Source organism: Ornithinimicrobium sp. INDO-MA30-4, assembly GCF_021535045.1.
Lineage (GTDB): Bacteria > Actinomycetota > Actinomycetes > Actinomycetales > Dermatophilaceae > Ornithinicoccus.
This window is the reverse complement of record NZ_CP091056.1, coordinates 843,552-859,623: the sequence shown is the minus strand read 5'-3', so window position 1 is coordinate 859,623 and position 16,072 is coordinate 843,552. Positions and strand designations below refer to the sequence as shown.

The following is a 16,072-nucleotide window of genomic DNA, read 5'->3' as shown; positions in this document are numbered from 1 at the left end:
TGAGAGAGAAAGTAGCCGCTGTGCGGCGGGGAATTGCTAACTCACAAGGACGGGAGGCCCGCGTGCTGGAGCCCAGCGGCAGACCTCTTGGCTGCGCAGGGTCGAGGCGGGGGAAATGACCACGGCATCGACCGAAGCCACGGTGATCGGCTGGGCGAGGACATGAGACAGCCAGCGATCGAGGGCTACAGCTGCAGCGTCGGCGGCTGACCAGAGGGCCACCACGCAGAGTGCGGCCACCACGTGAGTCGCGACCATCCCTGGTGAGGCCGATGCCAGTAGCGAGGTGCCCAGCGACGGGGAGGCAGACGGTCCAGACAACGCCAGCTCATGGTGGCTACCGCCCAGCGATGCTCCAGCGGCCATGAGTGGCACGAGAGCAAACACGATGTGAGAGGCAACTTGCAGGCCCAGCACTGACAACACGCCGGTGCCAAACCTCAAAGGGTGCCCCACGGCATACCAAGCGGGGGCGGCCAATGCCACGATTGCCACGATGATGCTGGACCACGAAATGTCGTGGTGGGCTCCGGCAAGGCCGTGACCAGCAGCGGCGAAACCGACGCTCAGACTCAAAATCAGCCATGTGCGAAGCGCACGCTGGGTTGAGGTCATGCAGGGAGAATAGAGCCTCGGGGTGAGCGTCCATCCGTGGGGATCGGAGTCAGTTTGCAGAACGGATATATCCTAGAAGTGGTATGTCGACTACTCGAAACTAACGCCCCCGCCCGTCCCGCCGCCAAGGCCGGTAAGGGTGGATCCAGCGCTGCCGCCCCGCGCCGCACTTTCGCCGTCATCAGCCACCCCGATGCTGGTAAATCCACGTTGACCGAGGCTCTTGCGTTGCACGCCCACGTCCTCTCTGAGGCCGGCGCGGTGCACGGCAAGGCTGGTCGCAAGAGCACCGTCTCTGACTGGATGGACATCGAGCGCGACCGTGGCATCTCGATTGCTTCGACGGCTTTGCAGTTCCACTACAACGACCACGTTGTGAACTTGGTCGATACCCTGGCCACGCCGACTTCTCCGAAGACACCTACCGCGTGCTCTCGGCTGTCGACTGCGCCGTCATGTTGGTTGACGCAGCCAAGGGCCTGGAGCCACAAACCCTCAAACTTTTCCGGGTATGCCGTCACCACGGTCTCCCGGTCATCACCGTCATCAACAAGTGGGACCGGCCTGGTCGCGACCCACTGGAGTTGTTTGATGAGATCGAAGAGCAGATTGGCCTGCGGCCCACCCCGCTGACCTGGCCGGTCGGTATTGCTGGCGACTTCCGCGGTGTGCTGGATCGCGAAACGGGTGACTTTGTTGAGTTCACCCGCACCGCCGGTGGCACCACGCGTGCCCCCGAGCGCCACGTGCCCGCGGCTCAGGCTGCGATTGACCAGGGTGATGAGTGGGCGACCGCTGTCGACGAGCACGAGTTGCTCGCCGCTGATGGCGCCAACCACGACCAAGAGTTGTTTCTCGGCGGCATCACCACGCCCGTTGTCTTCGCGTCGGCCAAACTCAACTTTGGCGTTGCCCAGCTGCTTGCCACCTTGCTCGAGTTGGCTCCGGCGCCCGGTGCTCGGCCCGACGTTGAGGGCACCCCGCGCCCGCTCAACGACGACTTCAGCGCGCTGATCTTCAAGGTGCAGTCCGGGATGGATCAGGCCCACCGCGACCGGTTGGCCTACGCCCGCGTCTGCTCTGGGGTGTTTGAGCGCGGCATGGTCGTTACGCACGCAGCGACCGGCAAGCCGTTCACCACGAAGTATGCCCAAGCAGTGTTTGGACGTGAGCGCGTCTCGGTCGACACCGCATACCCCGGAGATGTGATTGGTCTGGTGAATGCTCAGGCGCTCACTGTTGGTGACACGATCCACACCGGCGATCGCGTCGAGTTCCCGGCGATGGAGCGCTTCGCCCCGGAGTTCTTCTCGGTGATGCGGGCCAAGGACGCCGGCCGCTACAAGCAGTTCCGCCGCGGCGTGGAGCAACTCGAAGAAGAAGGCGTTGTTCAGGTGCTGCGCTCGGATCTGCGTGGCGATCAGGCACCCGTTTTGGCGGCTGTCGGGATTATGCAGTTTGAGGTCGTTGAGCAGCGGATGAAGTCTGAGTTCAGCTGCCCGGTCACCCTGGAGCGCCTGGAATACAACTTGGCCCGGCGGACCAGCGCCGAAGACGCACCGATCATTAACGCAGCCTCCCGTGTTGAGGTGCTGCAGCGGGGCGACGGTGTCTATTTGGCGCTGTTCCCGGATCGCTGGCGTGCTGACTCGGTGGCTCGCAATAACCCGGACGCACTGTTGGCTGAGCTGCCAGCGGGCGGCATGTAATTCGGGAGTTGCGCGCACCTGCATAATCGAAGGTATGTCTGCTCAAGCGCCGTCGGCCGTGATCCTGATCCGGCCGCACCACTTTTCACCTAACCCTGCGACGGCTGCTGATAACACCTTCCAAACTAGCCCGGGGAGTCCGACCCGGAGACCCTGGCTAAAGCCGCCTTCGACGAAGTCACCGCTGTAGCAACGGCACTGACGAAAGTGGGCGTGCGGGTGCATCTGTTCGAAAATGAGGACAGCACGCGCTATGACAGCGTCTTTCCCAACAACTGGGTCTCGACCCACACCGGTGGGCGCATCGCTGTCTATCCGATGTTTTCGCCATCGCGCCGTGAAGAGCGTCGCAGCGATGTGATCGAGATGCTCAAGCGCAGCTACCGAGTGCACGACATCGTCGACTACTCCGGCCTCGAATACGACGACATGTTTCTCGAAGGCACCGGCGCGATGGTCATCGACCACGAGAGCCGCGTCGCTTATGCCGCTCGCTCCAACCGCGCGAACCCCATCGCGCTTGAGCGATTCTGCGCCAACTTTGGCTATGAGCCGATGGTCTTCGACGCCTATGACGAAGACGGCGTGCCGCTCTATCACACCAACGTCATGATGTGCATCGGCTCGCAGTATGCGCTGATCGGCCTCGAGATGATCAGTGACCCCGGCCGCCGCGAAGAAGTGCGTGAAGCCCTCGAGCTGAGCGGTCTCACGGTGTTGCCGCTGAGCCACCAGCAGATCCGTGACTTTGCTGGCAATGCCATCGAGTTGCAGACCCCCAACGGTCGCGTCTTGGCGCTGTCGGCTCGCGCGGAGGCTTCGCTGACCGCCGAGCAGCGTGAAGTTATCGAGCAGTCGGCAACCTTGTTGCCGCTGGATGTCTCGACGATCGAGATGGCTGGCGGATCGGTGCGCTGCATGATTGCCGGTGTGCACCTGTCACCGAGACGCACCTCACTGGCCACCACACATCAACCCGCGCCGAGTGGGGAGGACCCTCGCGAGCGTTGGATGCTGGCGATGGAAGGCCTCGTGGCGCGGGATGACGGTGGAGTTGACGATACCGACTATGTGCAGACGCCCTGACTAAAGGCCCTCTAGCCGGCGGACCTGGCGATCAGGCAGGGGAGACGGTGACATCGCGGCCAAACGCGACGTGTCCCCTGATGTTTTCCGCTGCCGACTTCGGGTCGAGGTAGGCCCAGGCAGCATCGGTTGCCGTGGTGCCGTCTGCGGTGAGCGAGTAATACGTCGAGCCGCCCTTCCATGGGCATACCGTCGTGGTTGCGGTCTGGCTGAAGAACTCCTGCTTCAGCGACGTGGCCGGGAAGTAGTGGTTGCCCTCAACGACTTCAGTCTGGTCGGACTCAGCCACGACATGGCCATTCCAGGTTGCCTGCATCAGAGTGTTTGAAGATGTCATGTGATGTGAACCACACGCAGGGTTGGTTTCATTCCGATCGCAGCGATCGGCCGTGACATCGTCAGGAGCTCGGTATGGCGTCAGATAAGTCCGCAAACAGGGTCACCTTCCCGGGGTCGATGGGGCAAGAGTTGCGGGGCGATCTGCACCTGCCAGCCGGTGAGCCACGGGCGTTTGCGATCGTTGCCCACTGCTTCACCTGCAGCAAGGACTCGCACGCGGCGTCCCGCATTTCGGCCGCGCTGACCGGTGCCGGGTTTGCCGTGCTGCGGTTTGATTTCACTGGCCTTGGCGCCTCCGACGGCGACTTCGCCGACACCACCTTTGGCAGCAATATCGAAGACCTGGAGGCCGCTGCCGCCTGGCTGGCCGACAACTACGAAGGCCCCCAACTGCTGGTGGGCCACTCATTGGGCGGCGCCGCGGCGATGCCGCCGGTGGCCGACTTGAATCAGTGCGGGCTGTGGCGACCATCGGCGCTCCGTCATCGCCCGATCACGTCATGCACTTGATGGATGGCGACATGGACGCCGATGCCGGTTCGCCTGAAGACATGCTCGAGGTCAACATCGGTGGTCGCCCCTTCAACATCCGTCGCAGCTTCATCGCTGAACTCAACTCTCAGCCACACTGCGAGCGCCTGGGCAGCCTGGGCAAGGCGCTGCTGGTGATGCACTCGCCAACCGACCAGACCGTCGGCGTTGACGAAGCCCGGGTCATCTTTGAGTCGGCCCGACACCCCAAGTCGTTCGTTGCCCTCGATGGCGCCGACCACCTGCTGTCCAACCGAGCCGATTCGGTCTTTGCCGCCTCGATCATCGCGTCCTGGGCCGACCGGTATCTCGGCCAAGAAGACCCAGCAGCCAAGGCCAGCCAGCCAGAGTCAGGCGACGAAGAGCCCGCGACGCTCACGGTTGCCGAGATGGACGTCGAGGGCTTCCTGCACCAGGCCCAAGTTCGCCACCATCGCTGGGCCATCGACGAGCCAGTGTCGGTCGGCGGCGATGATGCTGGCCCCACGCCATACGAGGTGTTGCTCTCGGGTTTGGGTGCGTGCACCTCCATGACGATGCGGATGTATGCGCGGCGCAAGGGCTGGGAGTTTGGTGCCACGACGGTGACGCTTGAGCACGCGCGGGTGCACGCTCGCGATATCGAAGACTGCGAATCGGCGAAGGGGATGGTCGACAAGATCACCCGCACCATCAACTTTGCTGAGGGCATCCCAGAAGATCAGCAGAAGGCACTGCTGGCAATCGCGGACAAGTGTCCAGTGCACCGCACGCTTGAAGGCGAAATTGTCGTGGTGACAGAAACCGCAGTGTGACCAGTCAGACAGTCTCGTTGGTAGCGTTTGCAGGGGCATAGCCACTACGTTTGAAATTGCCAGACACACTCGACCAGAAAGTCCCTCACGTGACTATCGTTGTTGGCTATATCCCTAGCCCCGAAGGCCTCTCGGCCCTGGACCGCGCCATTGCACGCGCTCAGCGCGACGACGCCAAACTTGTGGTCGTCAACACTGGACACCGCAACAACACTGCTCACCCCAACTACGCCTCAGACCAAGACCTGGATGCCCTCGTCGAACGTTTGCAGGGTTTGGGTGTTGAGCACGAGATTCGCCAGCAGGACATGGCCACGGACGCTGCGGACGAGATCTTGACCGCGGCTGAGGAGGTCGACGCTAGCCTGATCGTGATAGGCGTTCGTCGTCGCTCCGCGATGGGCAAGCTGATCGCTGGCAGCACCGCGCAAAGGTGCTTCTTGAGGCTAGCTGTGACGTCTTGGCCGTGAAGGACGAGAGCGCAGACGCTAAGTAACGCCGCTCAGCGCTAAGCCCGTTGGGCTGATCAGCCGCCCCAGCTATGACGCTACGAGGGTGGCTGATTGCTGTGCGATCTCGCCTTCTTCGTTGGTCGGGATCACCCACACCTGGGTATGGCTGGAGTCGGCGCTGATCAGCGCTTCACCCCGTGCGCTGTTGTTGGCTGCTTCGTCGGCCACGACGCCTAGGATGCCCAGGCGCAGCATCACCAGTTCTCGCAAGACGGCGTTGTTTTCGCCGATGCCGGCGGTGAAGGCGATGGCGTCGACTCGGCCCAGCACTGCGGCCAGCGCGCCGACGTGGCGAACGATGCGATGCACGACAGCCTCAACGGCCAGTTGGGCCTCGGGCTCACCTGCTTGATAACCGGTCATCACCTCTCGGAAGTCGGCGCTGCCGGTCAGTCCCTGCAGGCCCGACTGTTTGGCCAGGGCTTTGTCATAGTCCTCTAGCGAGAGCCCGGCCACCCGGGACAGGTGACCCGGAAGCGACGGGTCAAGGTCACCGGGGCGGGTGCCCATATTAGGCCATCCATCGGGGTCAGGCCCATAGAGGTGTCGACGGAGTTGCCGCCTTCGACGGCACACGCTGAAGCGCCATTGCCGAGGTGCAGGACGATCACGTTGGCTTCGCTGGCTGGCAGTTCCATCAGGGCCGCCGCCCGCCGGGACACGTAGGCGTGGGAGGTGCCGTGGAAACCATATTTGCGCACGCCGTGCTCTTCGCGCCAGGCCTTCGGCACTGCATACGTGCTGGCGGCGGGTGACATCGTGGCGTGGAAGGCGGTGTCGAACACAGCAACCTGCGGCACGCTGGGGAAGGCGAGGCGGGCTTGCTCGATGCCAGCCAGATTGCCGGGGTTGTGCAGCGGGGCCAGCGGGATGAGGTCGGTGATGGCGGCGATCACGTCATCGTCGATCACGACGGGGTGGCGAACGTCGCGCCGCCGTGCACGACGCGGTGGCCAACGGCGATCAGCGACTCGGCAGTGACTTTCGGGCCATGCTCATCAAAGGCGTCCGCGAGGATCTGCATCGCTTGGCCGTGATCGAGGCATTCGAGGTCTTGGTTGTGCTGGGCACCCGCGACGCTGTGGTGGGCGACGGCGTCGGGGAGCCGATGCGCTCGATCAGACCGCTCGCCAAACTCTCATCGGTGGCGGTGTCGATCAGTTGATATTTGAGCGATGACGAGCCGGCGTTGATCACGAGCACATGGGGGTTGCGAGCGGTCATGGCTTCAGCCCTTCGCCTGGATCGCGGTGATGGAGATGGTGTTGACGATGTCTTGCACGGTCGAGCCGCGCGAAAGGTCGTTGACCGGCATGTTAAGGCCCTGCAAAACTGGGCCAATCGCGACAGCTGAGGCGCTGCGTTGCACGGCCTTATAAGTGTTGTTGCCAGTGTTGAGGTCGGGGAAGATCAACACCGAAGCCTTGCCAGCGACAGCTGATTCCTTCAACTTGGTGGCGGCCACCGATGGATCGACAGCGGCGTCGTATTGGATCGGGCCTTCGACGGCCAGGTCACTTGCGCGCTCCTTGACCAGGGTGGTGGCTTCGCGGACCTTTTCGACATCAGCGCCGGAGCCCGAGCCGCCCGTGGAGTAGGACAACATCGCGACCAACGGGTCGACCCCAAACTGCTCGGCGGTTGCAGCGGAGGTGACGGCAATGTCGGCCAGTTGCTCGGCATTCGGGTCGGGGTTGATCGCGCAATCGCCATAGACCAGCACCTTGTCGGCTGAGACACATGAAGAACACGCTGGAGACGACGCTGACGCCCGGTTTGGTGCGGATGATCTCCAGCGCCGGGCGGATGGTGGCGGCCGTGGTGGTGATCGAGCCGCTGACCATCCCGTCGGCTTCACCAGTCAGCACCATCAACGTGCCAAAGTATGCCGAGTCCGTCACCGTGTCCTGTGCTTGCTCAACGGTGACGCCCTTATGCGCCCGCAACTCTGCATACTTTTCGGCGAAGCCGGGCAGTCGTTCGTCGGTGGTGGGGTCGATGACTCTTGCTTCGCTGAGATCCAGACCCAAGGTCGAGGCGCGGGCCCGGATGCTCTCTTCGTCGCCGAGCAGGATGATCTTGGCAATGCCGCGACGCAGCACGATGTCGGCGGCCCGCAGGATGCGATCTTCGCTGCCTTCGGGCAAGACGACGGTTGCTCCGGTGGCGCGAGCCCGGGCGGTGAGTTGGTGCTCAAACATGAGGGGAGTCATCGCGGATGGGGTCTTGCTGGCACCCTCGGGCAGGATCGCGGCGAGGTCGAGTTGGTCGGCGACGATCGCGCGGGCCCGTTCGATCTTGCTATCGCTGGTGGGGGTGATGCGCCCGAGTGCCCGACCGGCAGCGCCAGCGGTCTCCATGGTGCCGCCCTGGGCCAACATGATCGGCATCTGGACTTCCAGCCCATCGATGAGTTGCTGCACCTGTTGGCTGGGGCGGAAGCCGCCATTCAGGATCAGGCCGGCCATCGTCGGGAAGGTGCTCGACTGGTGGGCCAAGACGGCGGCGAGCATGATCTCTTCGCGGTCGCCGGGGCAGATGACGACGCATCCTTCGGTGAGGCGATCCAGCACGTTGGGCATCGTCATGGCAGCGACCACAATGTTGGGGGTTTCGCGGTCAAGCAGGGCGTCGTCGCCCGCGATGAGCTCGCTGTCGGTGGCAGCCAGGACATCACGAACGGTTGGCGCTTGGAGCAGCTCGTCCGACTCCAGCGCTTGGACGAAGACGTCGGGGTGCTGCGCGGCGAGGGCTTCGCGGGTGGTGTCGACGTCATCGGAGGCGACGCGGTTGGCGATAACCCCGGCCACTCGGGCATGCCTGGCGGAGGCCTCGGCCATCACGATGTCGGCCGTGGTGGAGATCTGCTCGGGGGAGCGGTCCACCCTGGGACGACCAGCAGCATCGGAGCACCGATATTGGCGGCCACGGCTGCGTTGAGGCTGAACTCGTTGGGGCTGGCAATGCCAGAGAAGTCACTGCCGACGACCAACACCATGTCGTGCTCATTGGCATAGGCGTGGAAGCGATCGACGATCTCGGCGACCGCACGCTTCTCGTCACTGTGTAGGGAGTCGCTCGTGACGCCATACGCGGCGCTGGGCTTGGCACTTGACGTGCCCATCGGCAACAGGAGGTCCAAGATGGGGTCGCTGTCGGGGTCCATGACGATGGGCCTGAACACGCCAACCCGCCCGGCGGTGCGACTCAACTCGGTGATCAGGCCCACGGCAAGGGCCGATTGCCCGACGCGGACTCAGCGGATGCGAGATACAAGGCGTTAGTCACGTTGCCACCCTAGTGACTTCACGGGGCGCATGGCAGAGTACGGCTATGGCAAACGGCAATGTAGATGACATTCGGGTCTGGGTTAATGGCGAACGAGTGGACGCGGGCCCGGCGCTCGCCGCCCTCGATCACGGTGTGACGGTCGGTGATGGGGTTTTGAGACCGCCAAGGTGCTGGGCACTGAGGTTTTTGCGCTGACCCGCCACCACGACCGGATGGACCGCTCGCTGCGCGGTTTGGGTTTGCCGCGCCTTGATCGCGGGCGCATTCAAGAAGGCATTGACGCGGTGTTGGCTGATGGGCCGATCGACTTTGGCCGGCTGCGCTACACCGTCACCGCGGGGCCTGGCCCGATGGGCTCGGACCGTTATGACCCGCAGATGACCTACATCGTGGGTGCTTCTCCCGCGCCGCTGCCCGCTGAGAGCACTTCGGTGACCGTGGTGCCGTGGACGCGCAATGAGAAGTCGGCTGTCGTTGGTTTGAAGACGACCTCGTATGCCGAGAATGTCGTCGCGCTCGCAGCGGCCAAGGACCTGGGTGGCAGCGAAGCGATCTTTGCCAACAGTGTTGGAGCGTTGTGCGAGGGCACTGGCTCGAACATCTTTGTCGTGCTCGATGGCACGGTGCTGACCCCGGCGCTGCCGAGCGGCCCGCTGGCAGGCATCACCCGGGCGTTGACGATCGAGTGGCTGACCGAGGCCGGCATCGAAGTCCACGAAGACGAATTGCCACTCTCGATCCTGGCTGAAGCTGACGAAGCCTGGTTGACCTCCAGCACCCGCGACATCCAGGCGATCAGCCAGGTTCGGGTTGCTGGCTCGAGCTCTTCGCTGGCTGGCCAGATCGCTGCGGCGAATATCCCAGAGCGCACTTTGGCACTGCGCCGGGGGAGATCACCCAGCGCGCCCAGGAGATCTGGGCCAAGTTCAGCGCCGAGCGGATGGACCCGTGATTGGTTGATTTTTGAGCCTGATTGGCTCGATTAGGAAGTAGCCCACGAATCCGGATATTGTTCGTGGGCGCAAGGACGTATAGCTCAGTTGGTTAGAGCGTTCGCTTCACACGCGAGAGGTCATGGGTTCGAGTCCCTTTACGTCCACTTTTTGTAGCACTATTTGTGTTGAGCCCGGCCATGGTGCCGGGCTCTCGTGCGTTCGGGGTATGCCGACTTTAGGGTGGTGGCTCAAGACATCGAGGAGGCATGCGTGATCGTTGGTCTGATTCTGGCCTGTGAGATTGGCTTTGGGTTGTCATCATTGCGGGACTGACTACCAGGTATGCGCTTGGTGCCAAGCGACTCGGTGCGCTGCTGCTGGCATTGGCTCCGGTCATCGACGTGGTGCTGTTGGCGGCGGTGGTCGTTGACCTATCGCGCGGCTCAACGGCCTCGTGGCCGCATGGCCTGGCCGCCGTTTACATCGGGCTCTCGGTGGCCTACGGGCATCGGATGATCGGTTGGGCAGATGTCAGGTTCGCCCACCTGATGGGACGTGGGTCTGCGCCGGTGAAACCGACGGGGCATGACTACACGTTGCACTGCTGGGCTGATGTTGCTCGGACTCTGCTGGCGGGCGCTATTGCGGCGGGCATCATCGTTGGGATCGGCTGGTGGATCGACGACCCGAGCCGGACTCGAGCCTTGAGCGATTGGCTGCCGATTTTGGGGATCATTGTGGCGATCGATGTCCTGTGGGCCGTCAGCTACACAGTTTGGCCGCGCAAGGCCTAGTCGTTTACCGCGCGATTGTTGTAGGGCGTAGTGGGGGTGGTCATCGAGCCAGTTCAAGATTTCAGTGTTGGCGCCATCGGCTAGGGGCCAGTGGGTGAACTCTGATTGCCAGGTTTCATTCGGTTGCTCAGCCTCGAAGCGGCGTAGGGATGATTCGGGCGTTTACGTGACGCTGGGGTGACCAGGCCAGCGTTGGTGATGATGCGTCTGATCGTGGAGACCGCGGGCGCGGGTGTAAGACTTTGTGTTCCAAATGCCAGGCGATAGTCACTGGCCCGTTATCAAGCCCGTTGGCATGGAGTTGAGTGCGTAGCTCCAGGATGCGGGCTTTGACAGGTTCCGGGGTGGCGCGGGAGTTCCTTCGCGGTGCTCTGGAGCGGGGTTCTAGCCCGTGCAGGCCGTGTTGTTCATAGCGTTTAACCAGGGTGTGAACCCACCGCCAGGACACGTCATATTTTCGGGCGGTTTCGGCCTTGGTCAGGCCTTGCTCAATAACGGACAACACGATGACCCTGGCCTTGGACATGACCCATCGTCGCGGTCACCCTGACTATGAACGATGTCATGAACCACAACACCTTTACGTCCACTTTTGTGACCTGTCCGGACCTACCGGACAGGTCAAACCCACTTATTTCGCCAACACTTCGTGAAGCCGTCCGGTGGCGACGTCGAAGACGAAGCCGCGAACCGACTCTTTGTGGGGGATGAAGGGGCTACTACGCACTCGGGCCAGCGACTGGCGAGTATCCTCCTGCGCGTCGGGGAACGACTCAGCCGCCCAAGGCGGGCGCAGACCGGTATCCGCGAGGATGGATTCTTTGAACTCGTCGTCGGTGAACGTGAGCATCCCGCAGTCGGTGTGGTGGATGAGGATGATCTCGGTAGTACCCAGGAGGCGTTGGCTGATGGCCAGGGAACGGATCTCGTCCTCGGTGACGACGCCGCCGGCGTTGCGGATGACGTGCGCTTCACCTTCGTTCAACCCCAGAACCCGGTAGACGTCGAGACGCGCGTCCATACAGGCGAGGACGGCCACATGTTTTGAGGGCGGCAGCGGGAGCGGACCGCTGAAGTGTGATGCATACGCCTCGTTGTTGGCGAGCAGGGTGTCGGTAACGGTCATCGCTTCTCCTTGAGTGGGGCCTGGCTTGGCGTCGAGGGCTCATCTGAGGGAGCGAGCAGGCCGTCGCTGGCTCCACCAGAAACCGTGCAACACATTGACATCTGCATAAGTGATAATTATGTCACGCACAAGGCCCTCCCCACCAGTCAGGTCCCTGGGCCGGCCGCGGGGTCAACCCATGAACGAAGGCGGAGACTCTTCGGTGGAGTGTCGTATCGCACGATTAGGTAGTGGCGCGGTGCGGATACTCCGCCGCTCGGGACTGGAAAGCCAAGATGCTCGGGTTGATGATTTTCCCGTCACGGATCTCGATGGCCCGGCGGATGGTTTCGTCGGCCTCCCACGCGGCCGGGCCCCCGAGCACCGTGCCCAGGTAGGGCAGCAGGGCTTCGCTGACCTCCCAGGTCGCCGAGTCCCATAGGTAGGAGGGGCTGTGGTCCACCCCGTAGTACCGGACGTGGTCGCCGACCTCGAACATCGGGTCCTCGAAGGAGGTGGGCCTTGCCCAACTGAACCCCATCCCCAAGTCGCACGAGACGTCTACGATCAGTGTTCCTGGTCGCAGCGTCGCCAGGTCTTGCGCGTCCATGAAAGTCATCGGCGAGTTGGGGTCCTGGAGGACGCAGTTGACGATGATGTCGCGCTCGGCGAGGAAGCTCGGCAACGGCTCGGTGTCCCTCTCGGTCTCGACCATCCCGCCGAGACCGTCCTCGCCGGGATCGAACTGCCGGATGTTGGCGGAGTGAATGGGCGAAGCGACCGCCGTGCGGCCGCGCTGGGTGAGCACATCGACTTGGCCGATGCCCAGGGCGGCCAGTGCGGTTACCGCGCCACGGGCCGTGGCCCCAAAGCCGATCACCGCGGCGGTACGTCTGCGTCCGTAGTCGCCGGTGGCCCCGACCAACGACATCGCGTGCAACACCGAGGCGTAGCCAGCTAACTCGTTATTCTTGTGCAGTACATGCAGGTTGAAGGAGCCGTCGCGGTGCCAGTAGTTCATCGCCTCGAAGGCGATCAGGGTCAACTTCTTGTCGATTGCCAACTGGGTGATTACTGGATCCTGGACACAGTGCGGCCATCCCCACAGGACCGCCCCGTCGGGCAACTCGGCAACCTCGGCGGCCGTCGGCTTGGGCAGCACCACCACCTCGCAGGAGGAGATCAGCTCAGCGCGCGGCAGCATCCCTGCGACCTGTGGCTCCAACTGCTCGTCAGTGAAGCCAAAGGCCTCGCCGTACCCGGTCTCCAGACAGAGCTGCGCGCGCAGCTCTGTTGGGATCCGATGCAGGTGCAGCGGGTGGATCGGCAGACGGTGCTCGTTCTCTTTGCGCGACGTCGCGACTAATCCGACCTTGTGCTGTTCCATGGCTGACCTTCCGGTGGCGACCCCTACGACGATTTCCTTTCTAGCACAGTGCGCCCCGTTCGAAGGGGTAGGTCGGTAAGGGCTTTGCGACAGTAGGGCGGCAGTGGCTTGGTGCAACGCGGTCCTTGCCGAGGCTGAGGGCGTAAGCAAACAAAAGGCTACTGTGCGTGCGATTCGAGGGGCCGCGGCGCGTCGTGGCCACGAGGATCGCGTCCGCGAGTTGTCCGCCCGCGGTCATGAACGGTATGCCGATCTGCTCGAGCGGCTCGGTCACTGATTCTTGGATACTTGACCACCGAGGACTTGCTGGCTCTGGCGGCTGGCTTGGGCGTCGGGCCGGTCCAGGATCTCGGTCTTTGGACTCTGCCGCCCACCGGCCGCGCGCCAGCGTCTTGGGTCGCGAGGCCTACCCCGCTTGCCCCGCAAGGGCGTTCGATTCTCAGCGAGTGTCAGTGCTCGTGGATAGATTGACAGTGTCCAGTATCCAACGCTCAAAGGCCGGTCCATGGAGTCCATCTCGTTCACGATCAATGGCCACGGGTATGTCTTGTCTGCCGCCGATGTGAAGCTGCGGCTTGCACAAGAAACACCTGACCGGATCTACCAATACTGGGTTAAAGCTATTGGGCAGAGATGGCCGGTCAAGCAGGCGTTCAGTCTGGCTATAGGGGTGTCAGCCAGTGACTTCACTTCCCAGACGGCACGGCGTCACCTCGGCAGTCTCGGCTTTCCGCTCGGCAAGGGTGCTCAGTCCATTGCCGCCCCTGGCAAGCCGAAGCCAGTGCCGAAAGCGGCAAGATTGTCTGCTCACCAAGTGCACGCGGCATCAAGAGCGGATGTAGTGCTCATCAGTTGTGTGAAATCCAAGAGAGCCGAAGGCGCTCAGGCGAAAGACCTATATGTCTCGTCCTACTTCAGCAAAATGCGGACCTATGCGGAGTCAACAGGCCTGCCGTGGTTCATCCTGTCCGCCGAGCACGGGCTTGTCCGGCCCGACGAATGGGTCGAGCCGTATGAAAAATACCTTCCGGAAACCTCCAGCAAATATCAAACTGCGTGGGGCCAGAAGGTTGTGCGCCAACTTGAATCCGCCGTCGGACCGGTGACCGGGGTGACCTTTGACCTGCACGCTGGAGCGAACTATGTAGATTCCGTTGGCGCTTCACTGGAGACTGCCGGGGCTAGCGTGGTTGATCAACTTCACGGCCTATCGCTCGGACGCCGACTCGCTTGGTACAACGAGCGCACTGGTGGACTCGACTCGTCTGTCGAAACAATGATTGCCCAACTCCGCGATCAGGAACTCGCCATGTCGGTGCCGGATTTCATCGCCGCACGGGGTGCCGTTTTCCGCTCCGCAGGGATGTACAACTTCTGGGTCGACAGAGCGGGTGCGCGTGACTTATCTGCCGGTCTTGGCTATCCGATCGAACCAGGACTCATCTACGCGGGCCTTGCGGGCGCGACCCGCACGGGTGGTTCCACATCAAAGAACACGCTCTGGAGCAGAATCGCCACGATGCACCTCGGCAAGACCCACCGACTGTCAACTCTCCGGCTCAGCCTGGGGTCAATCCTCTCTCAAACTCACGATTGGCCCGCCATCGACGAGGGTCAGGTGACTTCGTGGATGAAGACTCATTTGCGCGTTGTGGCGCTACCAGTGGCTGACGCAGACACACTGGGTGACCTAGAGACGAAAATACTCATCGAGCTGGATCCTCCGTTAAACCTTGCCAAAGTCGGCAGTAACGACATCAGGCTCCGGCTCTCGTCGCTCCGCAAGCTTTACGCGCAGTGACGTCCTGAGTTGTCGCGACGATGGCAACGACAAATCGAGGAAACCTACTGAACGTGCGGGTTTGACGAGCCGTCTTCACAGCACTTGGGTAGATTGCACCAACACAGCGAATCAACGGTCTGGAGAATTTGAAGTGACAAGTCAAGAATCGTCTGTGCCTGAAGAGGTCACAGTCAGGCGCTTTGACACCGACGGGTCTGAGATGGCGGTCTTCGAGTTCCAGGAGCCCTGCGTGAGGTGATGATTTCAAGTCTCCAGAGCAACTACCTTGCGACGGGAAACTATGCATCTGATGCAAAATCACTCTCGTCGCAAACTGCCTTGTCCATGGTTGTTGGTGGTGCCGCTCTCGGAGCAGGAGCTCTGTCAGCGGCGCTTTCGTCGACGCTGTTTATGGCCACTGCTAATCCAGCGACCCTGATGCCCCTAGGCGCGGGGGTTGGAAGCGCAGTGATGGGGGTCGGAGGGATTGTTGGACAGGCAGCCTTCATCCCCGTCGCGAGTTCGATGTCCGTCGTGGCTCCCATTCTGGCGATTCAGGCGCTAGGCACTGCTGTGACTCTGCATCAATTCAAGCAAGTGGATCAGAAGCTGGATGCCGTTAAGGACGCCGTTGATACCGCCATCGCCAGGAACGAAGCAACACACGCGGGTGAGTTGTTGGCAGGCTCGCGAATTGTTGATGAGGTCTACCAGCAGTACCAAGAAGCTGGAGAATTCTCGAACGACATGCTGGTGCGCTTGGCATTGGCCGAGCGAGAGGTTCGACGTCTTGCAGAACGGTTTCGATTCTTGGTAGATGCTCACGCTGTTGGTTCAGTCGATGTCATCAGTGATGTACGGCGGGCCAACTACGACGTGCACAGCTCGTTGCTTGCCTCGTTCTTGGGCCTTCGCATTGCTTACTTGCGGGTCTGCGTAGACATGCAGGAGAACCCCAAGTCTGTGGCCACCTCGGTTCAGCGATTGAAGGACGAGATCTCGGCCGATGTTGATTTTGGCACGAAGCGAGCAACAGGTCCGCCAAACTGCGCGAGGCGATTACGCAGCGCGAGGAGCAGCTTAGCGACATGCACTGGGCGAAGGCGGCGATTCCGAAGTTCGCAGGAGGCGGAGGTGCAGCAACACACCAGCAGCTCCTAGAACTGAAGGATGCATACACAGCGACGCTGG

The 16,072-nt window shown here is 62.3% G+C and carries 13 protein-coding genes, 1 tRNA gene and 3 pseudogenes; 10 read left to right on the top strand and 7 right to left on the bottom strand.

The features are described 5' to 3' along the window. Nucleotides 1-36: 36 nt before the first annotated feature. Complete coding sequence (locus L0A91_RS04990) at nt 37-615, bottom strand: hypothetical protein (RefSeq protein ID WP_235246086.1); 579 nt, start codon at nt 613-615, stop codon at nt 37-39. A gap of 180 nt (nt 616-795) precedes the next feature. On the opposite strand from L0A91_RS04990, the pseudogene L0A91_RS04985 reads away from it, so the two are divergent. Both L0A91_RS04985 and ctlX read left to right on the top strand, forming a co-directional pair. Then, a pseudogene (locus tag L0A91_RS04985) lies at nt 796-2,324 on the top strand (peptide chain release factor 3). Between the two features lie 153 nt (nt 2,325-2,477). After that, nucleotides 2,478-3,410 carry a citrulline utilization hydrolase CtlX gene (gene ctlX / locus L0A91_RS04980; protein WP_397333849.1) on the top strand — a complete coding sequence of 311 codons (933 nt, stop codon included), beginning with the start codon at nt 2,478-2,480 and terminating at the stop codon, nt 3,408-3,410. A gap of 31 nt (nt 3,411-3,441) precedes the next feature. On the opposite strand, the gene L0A91_RS04975 is transcribed toward ctlX, so the two are convergent. Next, on the bottom strand, nt 3,442-3,747 hold the full coding sequence (locus tag L0A91_RS04975) for a DUF427 domain-containing protein (protein ID WP_235246084.1): 306 nt from the start codon (nt 3,745-3,747) through the stop codon (nt 3,442-3,444). 74 nt (nt 3,748-3,821) lie between these two features. Between L0A91_RS04975 and L0A91_RS04970 the strand changes: the two genes are divergently transcribed. The 3 genes from L0A91_RS04970 (at nt 3,822) to L0A91_RS04960 (ending at nt 5,544) form a co-directional block, all read left to right on the top strand. After that, nucleotides 3,822-4,259 (top strand): alpha/beta fold hydrolase, encoded by a 438-nt coding sequence (locus L0A91_RS04970; protein ID WP_235246083.1) that lies wholly within the window; start codon nt 3,822-3,824, stop codon nt 4,257-4,259. Beyond that, nucleotides 4,211-5,074: an OsmC family protein gene (locus L0A91_RS04965; protein WP_235246082.1), complete on the top strand. Its 864-nt coding sequence runs from the start codon at nt 4,211-4,213 to the stop codon at nt 5,072-5,074. Before L0A91_RS04970 ends, L0A91_RS04965 begins: the two co-directional genes overlap by 49 nt. Nucleotides 5,075-5,163: 89 nt before the next feature. After that, a complete protein-coding gene (locus tag L0A91_RS04960; RefSeq protein WP_235246081.1) occupies nt 5,164-5,544 on the top strand; it encodes a universal stress protein in 381 nt (126 codons plus the stop codon). 69 nt (nt 5,545-5,613) lie between these two features. Here the strand turns inward: L0A91_RS04960 and L0A91_RS04955 are convergent. Both L0A91_RS04955 and pta read right to left on the bottom strand, forming a co-directional pair. Then, nucleotides 5,614-6,810: pseudogene (locus tag L0A91_RS04955) on the bottom strand (acetate/propionate family kinase). Between the two features lie 4 nt (nt 6,811-6,814). Next, nucleotides 6,815-8,874 (bottom strand): annotated as a pseudogene (gene pta / locus L0A91_RS19600) (phosphate acetyltransferase). A gap of 170 nt (nt 8,875-9,044) precedes the next feature. Here pta and L0A91_RS04945 point away from each other — a divergent pair. From L0A91_RS04945 to L0A91_RS04935, 3 genes are all read left to right on the top strand, one after another. Continuing rightward, complete coding sequence (locus L0A91_RS04945) at nt 9,045-9,863, top strand: aminotransferase class IV (protein WP_235246079.1); 819 nt, start codon at nt 9,045-9,047, stop codon at nt 9,861-9,863. Nucleotides 9,864-9,902: 39 nt separating this feature from the next. Beyond that, nucleotides 9,903-9,976, top strand: a tRNA-Val gene (locus L0A91_RS04940). A 219-nt stretch (nt 9,977-10,195) separates the two neighbouring features. Then, complete coding sequence (locus tag L0A91_RS04935) at nt 10,196-10,606, top strand: hypothetical protein (protein ID WP_311198017.1); 411 nt, start codon at nt 10,196-10,198, stop codon at nt 10,604-10,606. Nucleotides 10,607-10,733: 127 nt separating this feature from the next. Here the strand turns inward: L0A91_RS04935 and L0A91_RS04930 are convergent, their stop codons facing one another. The 3 genes from L0A91_RS04930 to L0A91_RS04920 form a co-directional block, all read right to left on the bottom strand. Then, nucleotides 10,734-11,132: a helix-turn-helix domain-containing protein gene (locus tag L0A91_RS04930; RefSeq protein ID WP_235246078.1), complete on the bottom strand. Its 399-nt coding sequence runs from the start codon at nt 11,130-11,132 to the stop codon at nt 10,734-10,736. Nucleotides 11,133-11,237: 105 nt separating this feature from the next. Then, entirely contained in the window at nt 11,238-11,732 is a 495-nt protein-coding gene (locus tag L0A91_RS04925; protein WP_235246077.1) for a carbonic anhydrase, read from the bottom strand. Between the two features lie 223 nt (nt 11,733-11,955). After that, nucleotides 11,956-13,098, bottom strand: a complete 1,143-nt coding sequence (locus L0A91_RS04920) for a N(5)-(carboxyethyl)ornithine synthase (RefSeq protein ID WP_235246076.1) — start codon at nt 13,096-13,098, stop codon at nt 11,956-11,958. A 505-nt stretch (nt 13,099-13,603) separates the two neighbouring features. On the opposite strand from L0A91_RS04920, the gene L0A91_RS04915 reads away from it, so the two are divergent. Together L0A91_RS04915 and L0A91_RS04910 are read left to right on the top strand one after the other, a co-directional pair. Further along, on the top strand, nt 13,604-14,899 hold the full coding sequence (locus L0A91_RS04915; protein ID WP_235246075.1) for a DUF6884 domain-containing protein: 1,296 nt from the start codon (nt 13,604-13,606) through the stop codon (nt 14,897-14,899). Nucleotides 14,900-15,352: 453 nt separating this feature from the next. Then, on the top strand, nt 15,353-16,042 hold the full coding sequence (locus tag L0A91_RS04910; protein ID WP_235246074.1) for a hypothetical protein: 690 nt from the start codon (nt 15,353-15,355) through the stop codon (nt 16,040-16,042). Nucleotides 16,043-16,072: the final 30 nt, after the last annotated feature.